The sequence below is a fragment of the Shouchella rhizosphaerae genome (genome assembly GCF_900142675.1).
In the GTDB taxonomy this organism is placed as follows: Bacteria; Bacillota; Bacilli; order Bacillales; family Bacillaceae_D; genus Shouchella; species Shouchella rhizosphaerae.
In genome coordinates, this window is sequence record NZ_FRBS01000004.1 from 416,252 (window position 1) to 432,653 (window position 16,402).

Consider the following 16,402-nt stretch of genomic DNA (forward strand, 5'->3'; position numbering starts at 1 on the left):
GAATGCTCTCCCATTTGTTTGGGGCTCACGCATTTCTTTATGCAGCTTATACGCCAATAATCATAACAAGCCCACTTGAATGCGGTCAAGTTCTGATTTTGTTCAGGATGTTTTTCCAATTTTCATGAAAGCGGTCCCCGTCAATGTCAGGTTTTTTATTGCTGTATAAATATTGCTCGTAAGCTTCGGTTAGCTCCCGCATTCCAGTAGACTCCAGTTCGCTGTCCACGTCGGTTGCATATTCACGCAATGTTTGCGTTGTTTTTCGCTTGTAGCCATGAAAACCGAGCAACCATAGCAAGCGCTCATAAGAACGGACAAAGGACTCTGTTCGCCCGTCATTTTTGTACATACCGTTTACGTAAGCACGGGCAATTGCTTTGCGGAACAGAAACAAAACCAACGCCGCCACTGCAAGTATCCCTATGGCGGCTCCTAGCCACCAGCTCGGGCCTTCTTTTGTTTGGCCTAACGTTTGTGATGCCTCTGTTTCTTCTTCGTTTTCAGGCTCTTGCACTTCGTCTTCATCCTGCTCTGGCTCTTCTCTTTGTTCAGGCTCGACATCCTCCTCATCGCGGTTTTCGATGTCGATTTCGGGCTGCTGAAAGGAAAAACCTGAAAAACTAGGCGTCGGTTCAAACGGCACCCAGCCGACTTCCGGAAAATATACTTCTACCCAAGAATGGGCATTGCTATTGGCAATTACGTATTCTTGATAGGTTTCATCTTCGCCGACAGTTCCCTGTGCTTCCCCCTCTGTAAACCCTTTGGCCCATCTAGTCGGTATGTCAAGTGTTCGCAGCATAACGGCCATCGCTGTTGAAAAGTTATCGCAATACCCTCTCGCTGTTTCAAACAAAAACTGGTCGACATAGTCTTGGCCTTCTGCGGGAATAGCCACATTTTCTGTTTCGTATTCAAAATTGGGCCCGCTTAAATATTGTTCAATCGCAACGGCCATGTCGTACTGGTTGTCCGCGTCTTTCGTAATGTCTTCGGCCAACTCACCGATACGTTCAGGCAATTCTTCTGGCAATGCTAAATAATCGGCTAGCTCTTCGTCGTTGCTGTAATCAGGTCGGCCAATATTGCGCAAGCCTTCCACATAGTACGTTTGCTCGTAAAATTGAAACTCGTATCGTTGCGGCACCAATTCGCCATTCGCGACTGTGGCCATCGCTGAAACAGGGTCCATTTGCAACGGATAATCTTGTTCGCCGACTAAATCTGTTACCGTTGGCGAGGCAAGCTCTCCTGGGTAAAATAAGTGGCCGAATTGTTGCTCCCCTTCACTATACAATTGCAACTCCGCCTGCTGCGTTTCTACTTCAACGGCATCAGCACGTTTGCTTTCTTGCAACGGCGGGGTCACACTCCGCTCTTCGACTTCTAATGAGTCAGAAAGCTGCCAACCTCTTCCCGTATACTCGTTTTTTGTCTCCCCTTTCCAATATTGGCCGCTTTCTACCCGAGCAATAAAAATAGGCGTGTCATCTTGGACAAAGCCGCCACCAAGGCGGCGATCATCCTCACTGTAGCCAATCCGTTGCACAGGTGTGCCTATACCGCTCGGAACAAAGCCAAATACCGATTGGAGATAAGGAAGAGGGTCAGGCCACTGCGGCTCAGGTTTTGGCATCGCATAGCCAATCGACGCTGCTAGCATGATAAACACGCCTAGCAAAGCAAATGAGCGGCCAAATGTGCGAAACGATAAAACAGCGTGCGTGCCTTTCTGTTCGCCGCGTTTAAGCAACAGCAGCAGCCCAAACAGAAACAACCCAACGATAAAGGTGCGAACAATCGCCCAGCTCCCGCTATAATCGGTAAATGTGTCAATTATACCAATATAGACGATGCTGATCGCTAAAAAGAGCAATATTCTCCGTGCTTGGACAATCCAGTAAAACAGTAGGTAACTGAGGATGGACAAAAGAATTAAAAATAAAAACGTCCGGTGCATATCGGTAATGTCGGCCAAATTGCCAGCCGTCAGCAAATAGATGTTATAAAAGAGATCATCTAAAAAAGTAAACATCCACATTTGCTCAGTGCTTGATTCTGGAAACAACAGATACAACGCTCCGAGAATGGCAGCAAGGCGAAAAAGCAATGACCAAACAAGGTGGATTTTAAAGAATGTGATCAAGAAAAACACAGCAGAAACGGCGACAAATAGAGCAATCGAATCTGTGTGCGTAATTTCTGAGACAGGATAGAGCCATTCCATCAGTAAAAGAAAACCGAACATGTATAACACAAAATCACGATAAAGTTGCCTTTTTTTATGCATCATCCGCACTTTGCCTCTTGCCCTCCTCAAACTGGGGATGGAAAAGCTGTGCCTTTAACCGCTTAAATTGCTCCTGTTCCCACTCGCCAACTGGAGCAGCGGAAGCAACAAACACAAGCGTTTTACGTTTTTCAAGCTGCCGTACTAAACGAATGGTATTCTCTTCTATTTGCGGCGTTATCAATAGAGTCACCCCTCCTAGTAGCTGAAGATTAGGAGGCAGGTGGGCTTGCTTTTTCGTTTTCAATGGCTTCACTTTGGCAAGCAAACGCAAGCCTGATTTCCACGTTCGCTCATTAAGTTGCAGCTGATTCCAACCATTAGGATACGTATGCAAACCAACCTCCGTACGTGCTGACACAAAAGTGGCTGCCAAAGACGCGGCCCAACTCACACTTTCTTCAAACCATTCTTTTTCTAGCTCGGTTTCCACTACGCTCGGCAATAAAAATAACGATATTTCTTCGCTCTGGTCCGTTTCAAACTCTTTTGTGACGAGCCCTCCTACACCTGCCGAGCGCTTCCAATCAATTTGCGCCATGCGATCGCCTGCCACATAGGGGCGTACGCCAGAAACAGCGTGGTCCTCATGATTCTTTTTTAATTGCTTGGCTACATGTGAAACGCCGATTGTTCCTAAGCCATGCTTTACATAGTGATAAGCAGGGTAGACAAGCAACTCCGTCTGAATCGGAATCCTTTTTTTAACGCGGATAAGGCCAAACAAGTCATTTGCTGTTACAACCAGTTTGCCAAATTGTTGTTCCCCTCGTTGCAACGCTTTCGCCTCATACGAAAAGCGCAGCTCTTTTTTTAACGTGAAAAAGAAAATGGCTTCATGCCGCTCTGCCAATATCGAGGCAGGAACGTCGTCACTCGCTTCATAATAAAAAAATGGAAGCAGCCATGGCCTTGAGATCGTGATCTCTACATTAAATTCTTCACCTGCTCTTAGTTCCTGTTTTGATATATGGCGCGTGGCCTTCACTCCAAACAAGGAAAGACAAGAAACAAGACATGAACAAATAAACACAATGACGACGCTATAAAACAAAAACCAACTGACAAAGCCGCCTTGGAACATGCCAAAGACAAAGGTAGCAGCTAGAATAAACAGGACAATCAACCATCGGAAAGCAAAATAAACAAATGGTTTTACTCGTTTCATTAGGTTGCATGCCTTTTCCGCTCTACCGGAACGCGGATTTGTTTTATCAGATCAGCGAGTACTTCATCTGCCGCTTCTTCACGCATGTGGACATCGTGCTGCAATCGAATTCGATGCCCGAGTACATAGGGTGCAACAGCTTTCACATCATCAGGAGCAACAAAATCACGCCCCATTATGAGTGCGTAAGCTTGGCTTGTCCGCATCAGTGCAATGGAAGCGCGGGGGCTTGCGCCTAGTTCAATCTTTCCGCTCGTTCGAGTGGCATGGACGATGTTTACTAAATACTCTTTGACATACTCGTCAATGTAAATGTTTTTGACTTCTTGCTGCAAAGCAGAAATTTCATCAAGTGTGACGACCGCTTCTAGATCCTCAATTGGATGTTTTTGCTCGACACGCCCTAAAAGTTCCAACTCTTCTTCAATCGTCGGGTAGCCTAAGCTAATTCGTACTAAAAACCGGTCCAATTGCGCTTCTGGAAGAGGAAATGTTCCAGAGTATTCAACTGGATTCTGAGTCGCCATGACAAAAAAGGGCGAATGGATGACCATCGTTTCCCCGTCAACAGTGACGTTTCCTTCTTCTAGTGCCTCAAGTAAAGCAGATTGGGTTTTAGGCGACGTACGGTTAATTTCATCAGCAAGCACGACATTCGCCATAACTGGGCCAGGACGAAACTCAAATGCTTGCTTGTTTTGGTTGTAAATCGATACGCCCGTCACATCCGACGGCAGCAAGTCCGGAGTAAACTGGATTCGCTTAAACGAGCCGTTAATTGTTTTCGCCATTGCTTTGACAAAAACGGTTTTGCCAACACCAGGCACATCTTCAAGAAGCACATGCCCCCCTGCAAGCAAGGCGACAAGGCTAAGGCGGATTTCCGCTCGTTTGCCAATCATCACTTTTTCAACATTTTCAATGATCTCATCTATTTTAGCTGTGCTTGTAGTCAACAAATCCTAGGCCCCTCTCCGTTTCTTTTTTTCATTGTACCATTGTCCTGTTCTTTTATCATTACAGAACAAGCGTTAGCTTTCACCGAAAAAACCGCGCACCTTTAAAGTGCACGGCTTTGCTTGTTACAGTTGTGACATTGTTTGCAGCATGTCTGCTTCAATTTTATCCCAAGTTTCTTTTTGCTGGAACAGTTTTCGCGTTTTTGGGATTAGTTCTGTCTTAAACGCTTCTTTATAGGCATCCGTTGCAGGATCAGGAAGCTGCTTTTTCCATTCGGTTACGAGCGCTTCTATCTCGCCAGCCCGTGGCCCCCATTTGCCTGCTTCTTTCCCTTCTCTATCGAAAAAGACGATAATCGGAATGGACCGGGCACGCCCATTGGTTAAGTACTGATCCATCAACTCAAGGTTTTCATCGCGGATTAAAAAACGAACATCCATTAAAGCCGTTTGCGCTAATTTAAGAAAAATCGGCACGTTTACCATCGCATCCCCACACCAATCAGCGGTAAGCACAACGGCTTTCATGCCTTTCCCTTGGAGGCGTTCCATTCCTTGCACAGCGTCCCCGCTAGGAATGTACTGATTGTATATGTGAAGCAACGTCTCTTTGTTTACTTCCATCGACTCTATGTAGTCTTGGGCACTCGCCCCTTTTTCAAACCAATCGAGAAGTGTCATAAGCTTGCTCCTTTTTTATTACTGATCGTACCATGCCTTAGGTCATGGGCGCAAAAAATTTGATCTTTCTAGACATATTTTTGCTGACAATCCAAACACTACATTTAAAGGAGTGGTGAGATGTTCAAACGTTTTTTGCTTGCCCCGACCCTTATTATCCTTCTGCTTTTAGGCATCGGGCAAGTGTCAACTCCAATCGCCTATGCGATCGGCGATAAGCCGTTTACATTCGTGTGGATGTCTGACACGCAGTATTACTCGCAGCATTACCCGTATATTTACGACAGCATGACGGAGTGGATTGTCGAAAACGAACGGAACCAGTCCATTAAATACGCGATTCATACGGGCGACATCGTTGACCATATGACGAATGAATTCGAATGGGTTCAGGCAGACTTAGCGATGAAAAAACTAGATCAAGCCAAAATTCCATACGGCGTGCTGGCAGGCAACCATGATGTCGGACATAGCAAATTGGACTACAGCACATACAGCCGCTATTTTGGCGATGCCCGTTTTAAAAAAAGCCATGTGTTTAAGGGATCTTATAAAGATAATGAAGCCCACTTTGATGAAATTCAAGTTAGCGGGCACAAATTCCTCATTCTTTACCTCGGGTTTGGTTGGAATGACGAAACGCTTTCGTGGGCCAAAGAAGTCGTTCAAGACCACCCTCACCATGCAACGATTGTTGCGACGCATCGTTACTTGCAAGTCAATGGCAAACGCTCTGAAGATGGAGACAAACTGTTTAATGAATTAATTAAGCCCAACCCTTCCATTCAGCTTGTCCTGAGCGGGCACTACCACGGCACGGCTCAGCGATTTGACCGTATTGATGACGATGGCGACGGTGTAAATGAACGGACTGTAGTACAGATTTTATCTGATTACCAAGGCTATCAAAAAGGCGGGAATGGCTTTATGCGCCTCCTGACGTTTCAACCCAAATCCCAAGCAGTGACGATCAGCACCTACTCTCCTTATACAAAGGAAGACTCATTAGAAAACGAGGACTTTCATAAAGCGCCGATGACGTTTAGTTTTCCAATGGATTTTTAGCCCCATGCCCAAATTATAACGGTTCATCACCTTTTTAGATGGATATCCATATCGTGTACTATCCTAGAAAAAGGTGGTGCAATGCTTGGGCTATTATTACGGAGGATTTCAAAACAACTGCTGCTGCCCTCCCCCGCCTTGTGGAGGATACGGTTATGGACCGGGCCCTTACTGTGGGCCGAGAGGATTTGGCGGCGGCGGGTTTGCGATTGCTATAGTTGTGGTGCTTTTCATTTTAATTATTATCATTGGCGGCGCCGGCTTTTGGGGCGGCGGACGCGGACTGCCTTGCTAACTGAAAAGAACATTAGCGTCCTTCGCTAATGTTCTTTTATTTAGTAATAATATCCATAAGGTGGGTACCCATAAGCTCCAGGTCCGTAACCATAGGGCGGATAGCCATATCCGTACCCGTAACCACCGTATAAAAACGGCGCAGCAATGAGTGATCCCCCTAGACCGCCTACGAGACCGCCTAGAAATGCACTTCCCCCATAGCCAAATGGCCTTCCGCCATAGTAACCAGGTGGGCGCCGGTAAACGGGCTGATGATAATGCCATTGCGTTTGCATCGTGGTCCCCCTTCACATCTGATGGGGTATCTTATGCACTAGCAGGCAGGCATGTGCGGAAGTTTTACCGAGTTGCTTCAAAAACTGCCTTTACTTTTGGGACAACTTCGCCGCTCCTTGCCCCTTCCTGCATAAACGCCACCAACATTTCAGGATCATCTTGGTTATAGGCGACAACCCATCCAAGAACATCGTCATTCGATTCACCTTGACCACCGCTTAATTCAGCTGTTCCTGTTTTTGCTGCTAACGGATAGCCATCTATTTCCATTGCATGGGCCGTCCCGCTTTTTTCAGACACCACTTTCCCAAGGGCATCATCAATAATTGCAGCTGTTTCAGGCGACAGATGGTCTTTCCAGACGACGCCGGTTTGTTCACTTTGCTCTAGCACTGGTTGAATCATAGCGCCTTCATTGGAAAAAGCCGTATACATCGTGGCAAGATGAACTGGGTTGACGAGCACTTGCCCTTGTCCAGACCCTGAATATGCAAGCTCAGGCTCGGAACGAAATCCGTCCTCGCCGGTTATTTGCGACTTCTTCAACGGGTACAAATAATCCAATGTTTCCCCAAAACCAACAGCTTCAGCATGCTCGATTAGCTTCTCTTCCCCTAATTTTAATGCTTCCATCGCAAAATAAATATTATCCGAATACATAAGGGCACCTTCTAAATCGACTGGACCGCCTGGATCAGTGACGCGGTGGATATGGTAATCGCCCCAACCAGATGCATCGTCTGGCTGCCAATCGTGGCCGCTTACTTCCATTTTCTCTTCGGGGACAAGTGTCCCTGCTTCTAACCCAAACGCAGCAGTTAGTGCCTTCATAGTCGATCCTGGAGAAAAACTGGCACTAAAACGGTTCAACAGCGGCATTTCTTCGTTTTCCTCGATTTTCTTGCGCTCCTCGCTAGAAAACCCAAGTGCTGCTAAATTCGGATCGTAAGCTGGCGAACTAACCAATGCCAACGTTTCCCCTGTAAGAGGGTCTAGCGCCACACTTGTACCTGATTTCCCAGCAAATTCGTTAAAAATCGCTTCCTGGACGTCCATATCAATCGTTAAGTGGATATCTTCGCCATCTTCGCTTTCAGACTCGATAATGGTTTCTTTCCGCTCGCCATCTGCGCTTGCTGTATAAATTTCTATTCCGTCTTTTGCGCGCAAACGGTCTTCGAGCACCAATTCCAATCCGGCTAGACCAATTTTGGAAGAAGAAGAGTATCCTTCGCTACTGCGCTTTTCTAATTCTTCCGCCGTAATCGGCCCAATGTATCCGGTTAAATGGGCAGCAGCTTCGCCAAATGGGTAAACCCGCCCGTTCAAGCGCCTGTAGGAGGCGGCTGTTACTTGCTCTGTAATCGAATCGGCTAGGCGATTTTCGCTAGCAGGTAATTGCTTAAGCGGCACAAACGCCTCTGGTGTCACCCAGCCTTGACTCAACTGCTCTTCAATATAGTCTTCCGTTAACCCTAACTCATTGGCTAAGATGGACACAGCATCATCTTGCCCTTCAAGCAAGCTTGGCTGCACACCCATTTCGAGCACTTCGCCATTAGTCGCTAGCGCCTGCCCATGGACATCATAAAGATCGCCCCGCATTCCTGGCGTGCGGTCAAGCCTTACCACATCATCGCCTTCCAATTGAGGAAATAAAAGGCGCGGCTCCCACTCCAAATGCCACTCATTTTCTTCTTCCGCTGCTTGAACCCATTCCATTCCTTCCTCAAAGGAATAAGGTCCCGCAATCGTTTCCATTGAAATGGAAATCGGAATCGATTCGATTCCTTCACCATCGTAGTCATCTGGAAAACTCGGATCCACTGAAAATTCTGCTATCAAATCACTAAAAATGCGCTCGTGTTTCGTAATAAACGTCTCCTCGTCGACGTTCTCCTTTGCTTCATTCGTAAGCATGGCGTACATATCCTTGTATTCGCCGTTTTTCCAATGTTCAATATAAGTGTTAGCAGCATCTTCTGGAGACGAACTTGAACAAGCCGCCAAAGCAAGTGTCATTCCGGCGAATGCCGAAAAAAGTAGTAATCCCGACCGCTTCAACTCCCTAACAGCTCCCTTGCTAATTGGTAAGTCTTCGAAAAATATGACAAAAATCATAGGATAAAAGATTCTACTGTTAGAGTAGCATACTTGTCGATACCTTTGAACCTCTTACGTCTAAAGTCACAAGATTGTTTGGAAAAAACAGCCTCAACTTTGCCCTTCTTTCGAAGAGAACCAGGAATCTTACACTTTTTATTTTTCCTCTAAGGAATGGTCACAAAGACACTATACCCTCTACTATCTCTTCTTTCCTGTGTTAGACCCATTATAAGTAAAAAAAGCGTACGAAAGCCTCTGCTTTCGTACGCTTTTGTCATTACGAGCGAATAATATTGATTTTATCAGCAATCGGCGTCCGTTCTTTTGCTTCAGGAATAAAATCCCCATAACCAATCATTAATGTTGCGACAATTTTTTCCCCAGGCTGAACACCAATGGCTTCACGGAAGACAGGATTGTAAATCCAGTCATTCGTACGCCAAATCATGCCAATGCCTCTGGCCCAGGCAGCAAGCTGGATGTTTTGAATCATGGCACAAACCGCTCCATAATCTTCATCCCATGTTTTTTGACGAGGGTCCTCAGGCATGACAACAACAAGGTGGAGGGGAATTTCCCTAAAATAAGCTGCCTTTTTTTGCGCTTTTTCGGGGATCTTCCCATCGCTCCCTGCTTGTGTTTTCAAAAAGGCGTCTACAAACTGGTTTTTCCCTTCTTCAGCGTATAGAAGAAAACGCCAAGGTTCCGTTAATTTATGATTCGGCGCCCACTTTGCCACTTCCAATATATCGACTATTTCTTCAATGGATACAGGATCAGGTTTAAATTTCTTAATTGAGCGCCTTCCCTTTATAAGCTCGTCAATTGCTTTTACTTGGTTCAATTCCATTTTCACTCATTCCTTCGTTCTCCATTCTTATCTTTTAGTCTAACGAAAGGATTAGGCAAACGCAAGGAATGATTCTCATTTTCATTTAGACCGTGATAACAATCGCATCATATCCCCGGCTCTTTAGTTCAGCAACAAGCGCTTCTGCATTGGCTTTAACCGAAAAAGCGCCAACTTGGACACGATAAAGGGAACCGCTTTGGATAATTAAGGCTTCGTAGCCGTCTGCTTGAAGTCGTGCTTGAAGGGCTTCTGCATTAGCTCGTTGGGAAAAAGCACCGGCTTGCACACGGTAAATCGTGCCGTTTCCACCGGAATTGCGCCGCAAATTGAACGCTTGCGCCAACCCATTGACATGACCACGAGCGACGCGTGTCAAAAAGGCCGGATCCCGAAGCTTGGCCGCATCGTTGGCATGATCAATAAACAGGTTTTCTGTTAGGATGGCTGGCATCGTTGACGTACGCAACACTGCAAAATTAGCGGTTTTCTTTCCTCGGTCCCTTTCACTAAGTTGCTGCATAATTGCTGGATGGATAATATTTTGTGCCCGAACAGACCCGCTTGTCTGCGATGTGTGAATATACGACTCAAATCCAGTCCCACCTCCAGCATTAATATGCACCGATAGAAAATAATCAGCCCCCCAGTTATTGGCCATATTCGTCCGTTCTGTTAAAGAGACGGCTGTATCGCCTGTTCGGCTCATCCGGACTTCTGCGTTTTCATATTCAGACACTAACATATCACGAATTTGCGTCGCAATTGACAATGTTAAGTTCTTCTCTTGCATACCATTTCCTACTGCACCTGGATCGTTACCACCATGTCCTGGATCAATAAAAATTTTAACCATAAATGATTCCTCCTTAATAATAGTAGGTGCTTGTCCTAAGCGTCTAAGGCTGAAGGCAGCGCCAACAGCCTTCTGCACTATTGATAAGGATAGGACTGCTCCCATCCGTAAGGGTTAATCTCCATACCTCAACTAGTGGCAGTCAACCCTTATAATCTACTTGTATGAAACAAAGGGTCTTGCCGACATGGACAAACGTTAGAAACGAATTGAATTAGGTGAAAAATCCCGCTGATAGCTAGGATTTCTCCTCTTCTTATTTCCATTACACACTAAATTTGGAAGTTACCTATAAATCCTTTTCGTTTTACTTATTTGGCTTGTCTTCACCTGAGTCCCTATCATCATCGCTTTTCGCAAAACCTAACAATTTTTCCCGAATCACAGGCGGGATTTTCACTCCACTGGCCGCTAAATTTTCTACAACGCTCAAACACTCATTCGCGATATAAAAAAGCACAGTTGCCGAAGCAACCATGCCTTTCAAATCTAAGACGATATCAATCATATTGGCAACAACAATGACAACAAAAATCCCAATTTTCTGAGCAAAGCCATACAAAGAAACCCGGCTGCGAACGCTTTTGTTTTTGATTGCTTTTGCAATGCCGGTGACAATGTCGAACACCATCAGCAATATGAGCAAGTCTAGAAATTTGACATTGCCGAAAAGGTAAAGGCGAGCGACATCTAAGGACAAGTCAGCGAATGTGCCTATATAGCATCCCCCCTTTCAATGGCATGCTGTTGATTTCAAGCTGTTCTAGTTTCCTGTTAGTAATCCGTTAACCAAATACCATTTAATAGAGTATGTCACTCAGAATGGCTTTCTTGTGTTTCTTCCTGCTTCATGTCTTCCTTTTCTTTTTGCAGTAAAGCGTAAGCGTTTTTAAAGGTTTGTAATTGCGCATCGATTTCTGATAACTCTAACTCCCGCTGCCCCAGCCTTTCCGCTAAATACTCAACACGGGCGTTCGCTTTTTGTACCTCATACTCAAGTGATTGGATATATTGCTTTTGTTCAGAGGATAACTCATGACTCACATCAGCGACCTCCTTTCAGAGCATTGACTTGCTTTTGAATCTCTTTAATCGCGTTTGCCTGTTCTTTCATTATCCGGTCTTGCACTTTCACTTTAGCTAGAATTCCAGCGATAAAGTCATCCATTGACAATGCCGGACCTTCATCAGACGGCGTGCGAAACTCTTCCGGTAAATCCTCTGAAATAGGACCATAATTCGGTCGGACATAAGCACCGTTTCTATCGGGTGTTTTGTAGTGGTAAGACATTAATTCAACTTGATCTATTAAACGGGCGAAGTAATCCAGGTCAAGAGGTTCAATGTTTTCCTTTACGTTACGTGATGAAATTTTGTGCATCGTAAAGTAATGCATGTTATTGGTCCAAACTTCCCATAACCGGAAATTACTCATCCCTACAAGACCCCACCCAGAGGTATCAGGCCTAAAAGTCGGATGAAGTCCCGATTTACTTGACGTATTTCCCCTTCCCATGACCCAATACCTGCTGCCGGTACTGCCACGCATTGGATCAAAACGAAACTCCCCGGACCTTGAGATAATCCGGTCGACCGAATCAATAAATGTAGAACTTGCACTGTAAATGGTAAATGTATCGTTTGTGTTTGCACCAACATAACCCATGTTTTTGCCGCCAGGGTCGAAAAACCTAACAAGGGCCGGATCGCTGCCCTGACCATTAAAATTTCGTATGCCGATTAAAATTCGGTTCCGAGCATTGCTGTCAAACGCCTTAAATCCGTCCGCATCCATCTGCACAGCCATACTGCCATTCATCGCCCTAACCATAATATTGGCTGCATCTAACGTGCCACTTGTGATTTTAGCGGCACTAATGTCGCTAATTTTAGCGTTGGTAATCGTGGCATTTGCGATTTTCGCGTTGTCAATTTGCCCATTGCCAATTTTTGCGTTGGTGATCGCGCCATTCTCGATCTGTGCCGTGCCGATAATGGCGTTTTGCAACTTCGCCTTGCTGATCGATGCATTAGCGATCGCAGCAGTCCCGACTGCTGCCTCTCCAATATGGGCCGTCTTAATCACGCCATTGTCAATCAACGTTTGCCCTGTGATGCGTGTTTTTGCGCCATCAATGCGGACACCCTCGCTAGATAAGTTAATAGCAGCAATGACACCGTTTTTCTCGACACGCGCATTGATTTGATCGGCTTGTACACTTAGCTTAGACTCTGCTTGTGACAGGCGGCCACCAAGGACATTGGTCTCAGACGCCACCAAGCTGACTTCACGAGCGGTTTGATCGATTTTTGTTTCTGCTGATGATACTCTATCTTCTATGTCCTCTGGAGCAGGCGTCCAGTCTGTAGGCTTGTTCCCCTTTTCCAATTTTATTTTTCTTATTCGGAATAGCGATTCCTCAGCATTACCCGGGATTTGAAATCTAAGCATTTTCCCCGCCGCGTTATCCTTAAACTTAAAAACGTAAGTATAAGTTTGCCACCCATCCGAGGCTGGAATGTTAAAAACATCCCTGGCCCAACTATTGTTTACGCGGGAGAAAACCCTAAACTCTAGTGTACGACTAACATCTGCTTCAAAAGATATTACATACTCTTGTCCATTTAGAAATCCTTGTGTATCTGCGACATTTGTAGAACCTAACTGGTAATATCGGTCAGTCGAAGAGTCCCCTGTGTTAGTCATAATCAAGAAATCATCCTGGTAGCTGACTGTTATGAAGTTCGCATGCGAAAATGAATCATACACTAATCTTGGTCTTTCATTGTTACAACTAGATCGTGAGATTAAATTTCTTCCGCCTATTTCCAGATTGTCGAAATCCGAACGAAGTTCAGTAATGGATGTGCTAAATCGATCAGCCCTCAACTCTAGCTGAGATGTTCGACTACTGACATTAGTGATAGCTCCGGCATTATTATCTACTCTTGTCTCCACGTTTGAAACATCGGCCTTTAGCCCATTAATTGTTGTCTCAAAATTAGACTGTTTCTCTGACACTCCTTCAACCGTCTTGCTCAGTTCGCCAAAATCAGTCTTTAACCCGCTAGCGGTTAACTCTAATTCGCCAATTTGGCTGGAGAGTTGCCCTGTCGTGTCCTCAAACTCGTCCTTGGTGATTCGTGCAGAAATGGCGTCTGCATTGGCTCGTATGTCTGCTTCTTGAGCACTCAGCTTTCCGTCTATATTCGTTAAACGGCTAGCTGTCGCCGATAGTTCGCCTTCGATGACGTCTACGTTAGTGGCGATGTTAGATACAGTCCCATTAATATCGCCAACCTCACGGGTTAAATTATCGGTAATGCTGTCTAACTCAGCTAGTTTGCCATCTGTGAATTGGAACTTGCCGTCGACATACTCTAACCCGGCTTTTTCGGCCAATTCGCTATTTATTTGCTCGGTAACCGCCTTAATTTCCTCATCGGTGTATTGCTTAGCGTCCTGCTGTAATTGCTCGCGGACCGACTCTTCCAGTTGATCCAAGTTAATCGACCCATCGGCAATAATTTGCGCTTCCTTACTTAGTTCGCGCAGTTTGGCAGCCAAGTCTTCGCCAAAGAAAATGTCCTCTGATACGATTCGTGCTGTCGTAGCGCTCACTTCTTCCGACAAAGGTGAGTAACGCTCGTAATAGTTAAAAGCACGGACACGGAAATAATACTGTTTATTCGGTTCTCCATGAAAGCTATAAGTATTGCCAATCCCTCGGTAAACGAGTGTTTCTGGGCTTCCTGCAAATCCTTGTACTTCGCTTGCATAGACTTCATAACCTGCAATATACGTATCTAAATGGCTAAAATCCCATTCCACCATGACGGCAGCATATAAACCGGTCGCTGTCACATTAGCAGGTATTTCAGGAACAATGTCCGGATATGAATTGGGCTGAATTGGCCTCCCCGCCCGATCCCATACATGGGAATTCTCTTTCACTTTTGCCAGCACCCGTTCTACTTCTTGGTTTGGACTTGAAAAAAGCGGCAGAAACTCCCCTAATACGACTTCATCATTGCTAGGATCAAGCAAGTCGCGTTTCAGCTCAATTACTCTCGTTTTTTCTTGGATGACCGGATAAATGTCTTCATCAAGGACAGCGGCCGTGTCTCCTAATTGAATACGTTCATGTTCAAAATTGGATAGTCTGAATAAATCGACAACCTTTCCAGAATAATGGACAAGTGGCGTACATACCGTTTGCAAATATTCATAGGTTTGTTCCAATAAACGGACAGGGTTGTCTTCATCCGATTCTTCCAAAATGCCAAAGCGGTGCCTTTTTCCTTCATAATCCCCTCGTCCCCATAAGGCTCTTGCCTGTTCATCGCCAAGCCAGTCTTGCCCTTTTGGTTTATCAATAGGGTCGCCTTTCGCTTTGCTCCATTCGATCTCTTTAAACGTAATCGGTTTGCCTTGGTCCCCGTTTTCATCCTCAGTCGGTTTCCCGTAAGCTCTGATCGCCGTTTTGACACTGCTCATATCAATCGTGCGTTCAATTTCAGTTAAGTCTTTTCTATATTCAAATCGTTTGCCAGTATCTGCCCCTCGGCGTGAAAGAATATCAATGTACCGACCGGTAATTTTGCTTCCGTCAATGGTCACACGGCATCTTAGTTCGCCCTTAAACGTATTTAACAACTCGGCTACACAATATTTGGCATTGGTTTGGCCAAATTCTACAGGAGCTTCCCCTAACTCGGCAACGACGCCTGGCTGCCAACGTGTCCGTGCAAGAATACTAGAAAGGGCTTGCCTTGCGTTTGTCCGATGAAACTGAATATGTTCTATAGGTTCATCAAGCAGTTCATTGACTGCATGTTCACATATAACCGTTTTATAGGCAGCATCGCCATGGCGATCTTCTACAACCACAATTTCAAAAAGTTGAAAATCGCCATCGACATCATAAAAAGCAACTTGTTGTCCTTCAACGATTTCAAGGGCATGGTCACAATCAGCAAGGATTGTAAATTCAAAGGAATGTGCATTGTTTAGCTGTTCTGTATGAACCGCTTCAATTAAATGCCGTTCATCGAGAACAGCTCTGCATGTTTCGTGCTTATCAAAAATGAATACGTTCATTCTATCCCCCTCTCCCTTTATAACCATTTCTCCTTATATGCGATCTCTACTGTCGCAGTTTCGGGATGAACGGCAATATGATTTTCTCCAGGATGTAAAAATAGATCTTTAAATCCTGAACGCAGATCAAGCAAAGGCATCGCCCATTCATCGTTATAGCGGATCGCTGACTTTTCACTGTCAATCACAACCCGGTCGCCTGAATGGAACATTCGATTTAACTTAAATCGGTTCCCGTCTTTTTCTATTTGTACGTTTTCTGCTTCTTCATGGAAAAGAATCGAGTAAACCGGCATCGCTGGTGCAGTAGCTACATAGTCGACAGCTATGCTACCTGTGAAATCAAGCTCTTTTTTTGCCCCTTCTGCGACGGGATCCGATACTTGAAAGACTAATTTTCCCGTTTTCAACAACCCTTTGCCTGTAAAATCGGAAAAGTCGACTACAAATGCATGATAGGCTTTATCTGGCTCATCAAAAAATACCAGTTTTCCTTCTTCTGCTGAAAGGTAATAAGCCATTTCCCGCATTGCTTTTCTTTGTTCTTCATAACTTGTGGAAATCATTAAAACATCAAGCTCGATCAAGTACTCGCCCCACCGTTTATTTGAAGCATGGACGCCGTGGTGGACTTCCGTGTTCGTAAATTTCCGTGGCGGCAATGAGGCACGATTGTCATCGACCAGTTTGAGCCACTTTGAAAAATTCACGCCATTAAAAGAAAACCAAGCATTCATTTTCTCGCCTCCT

Annotated in this window: 14 protein-coding genes; 2 read left to right on the top strand and 12 right to left on the bottom strand. The window is 45.2% G+C overall.

Annotated elements, in window-relative coordinates; genetic code table 11:
• Window positions 1-85: 85 nt before the first annotated feature.
• The 4 genes from BUC05_RS13760 to BUC05_RS13775 form a co-directional block, all read right to left on the bottom strand.
• Window positions 86-2,296 (bottom strand): DUF4129 domain-containing transglutaminase family protein, encoded by a 2,211-nt coding sequence (locus tag BUC05_RS13760; RefSeq protein WP_073305085.1) that lies wholly within the window; start codon window positions 2,294-2,296, stop codon window positions 86-88.
• On the bottom strand, window positions 2,286-3,461 hold the full coding sequence (locus BUC05_RS13765) for a DUF58 domain-containing protein (protein ID WP_035204717.1): 1,176 nt from the start codon (window positions 3,459-3,461) through the stop codon (window positions 2,286-2,288). The genes BUC05_RS13760 and BUC05_RS13765 overlap by 11 nt, the downstream gene beginning before the upstream one ends.
• The gene (locus BUC05_RS13770) at window positions 3,461-4,417 is read right to left on the bottom strand and encodes an AAA family ATPase (RefSeq protein WP_011245788.1); all 957 of its coding nucleotides are present in this window, start codon (window positions 4,415-4,417) and stop codon (window positions 3,461-3,463) included. The genes BUC05_RS13765 and BUC05_RS13770 overlap by 1 nt, the downstream gene beginning before the upstream one ends.
• Window positions 4,418-4,543: 126 nt before the next feature.
• A complete protein-coding gene (locus BUC05_RS13775; protein WP_011245787.1) occupies window positions 4,544-5,101 on the bottom strand; it encodes a thioredoxin family protein in 558 nt (185 codons plus the stop codon).
• Between the two features lie 120 nt (window positions 5,102-5,221).
• On the opposite strand from BUC05_RS13775, the gene BUC05_RS13780 reads away from it, so the two are divergent.
• Window positions 5,222-6,166 carry a metallophosphoesterase gene (locus BUC05_RS13780; protein WP_011245786.1) on the top strand — a complete coding sequence of 315 codons (945 nt, stop codon included), beginning with the start codon at window positions 5,222-5,224 and terminating at the stop codon, window positions 6,164-6,166.
• A gap of 76 nt (window positions 6,167-6,242) precedes the next feature.
• Window positions 6,243-6,461 (top strand): sporulation protein YjcZ, encoded by a 219-nt coding sequence (locus BUC05_RS13785; RefSeq protein WP_374757924.1) that lies wholly within the window; start codon window positions 6,243-6,245, stop codon window positions 6,459-6,461.
• 40 nt (window positions 6,462-6,501) lie between these two features.
• Here the strand turns inward: BUC05_RS13785 and BUC05_RS13790 are convergent, their stop codons facing one another.
• The 8 genes from BUC05_RS13790 to BUC05_RS13825 form a co-directional block, all read right to left on the bottom strand.
• Window positions 6,502-6,738, bottom strand: coding sequence for a hypothetical protein (locus BUC05_RS13790; RefSeq protein WP_011245785.1), 237 nt, complete (start codon window positions 6,736-6,738; stop codon window positions 6,502-6,504).
• 64 nt (window positions 6,739-6,802) lie between these two features.
• The gene (locus BUC05_RS13795) at window positions 6,803-8,803 is read right to left on the bottom strand and encodes a penicillin-binding transpeptidase domain-containing protein (RefSeq protein WP_167369576.1); all 2,001 of its coding nucleotides are present in this window, start codon (window positions 8,801-8,803) and stop codon (window positions 6,803-6,805) included.
• Between the two features lie 319 nt (window positions 8,804-9,122).
• The gene (locus tag BUC05_RS13800; protein WP_073305090.1) at window positions 9,123-9,695 is read right to left on the bottom strand and encodes a nitroreductase family protein; all 573 of its coding nucleotides are present in this window, start codon (window positions 9,693-9,695) and stop codon (window positions 9,123-9,125) included.
• A gap of 85 nt (window positions 9,696-9,780) precedes the next feature.
• On the bottom strand, window positions 9,781-10,551 hold the full coding sequence (locus BUC05_RS13805) for an N-acetylmuramoyl-L-alanine amidase (protein ID WP_063609752.1): 771 nt from the start codon (window positions 10,549-10,551) through the stop codon (window positions 9,781-9,783).
• A 307-nt stretch (window positions 10,552-10,858) separates the two neighbouring features.
• Window positions 10,859-11,251, bottom strand: a complete 393-nt coding sequence (locus tag BUC05_RS13810) for a phage holin family protein (protein ID WP_235360826.1) — start codon at window positions 11,249-11,251, stop codon at window positions 10,859-10,861.
• A 113-nt stretch (window positions 11,252-11,364) separates the two neighbouring features.
• A complete protein-coding gene (locus BUC05_RS13815) occupies window positions 11,365-11,595 on the bottom strand; it encodes a hypothetical protein (protein ID WP_063609754.1) in 231 nt (76 codons plus the stop codon).
• A 1-nt stretch (window position 11,596) separates the two neighbouring features.
• Entirely contained in the window at window positions 11,597-15,652 is a 4,056-nt protein-coding gene (locus BUC05_RS13820; protein ID WP_073305092.1) for a phage tail spike protein, read from the bottom strand.
• A gap of 17 nt (window positions 15,653-15,669) precedes the next feature.
• Entirely contained in the window at window positions 15,670-16,389 is a 720-nt protein-coding gene (locus BUC05_RS13825; protein WP_011245778.1) for a distal tail protein Dit, read from the bottom strand.
• Between the last annotated feature and the right edge of the window lie 13 nt (window positions 16,390-16,402).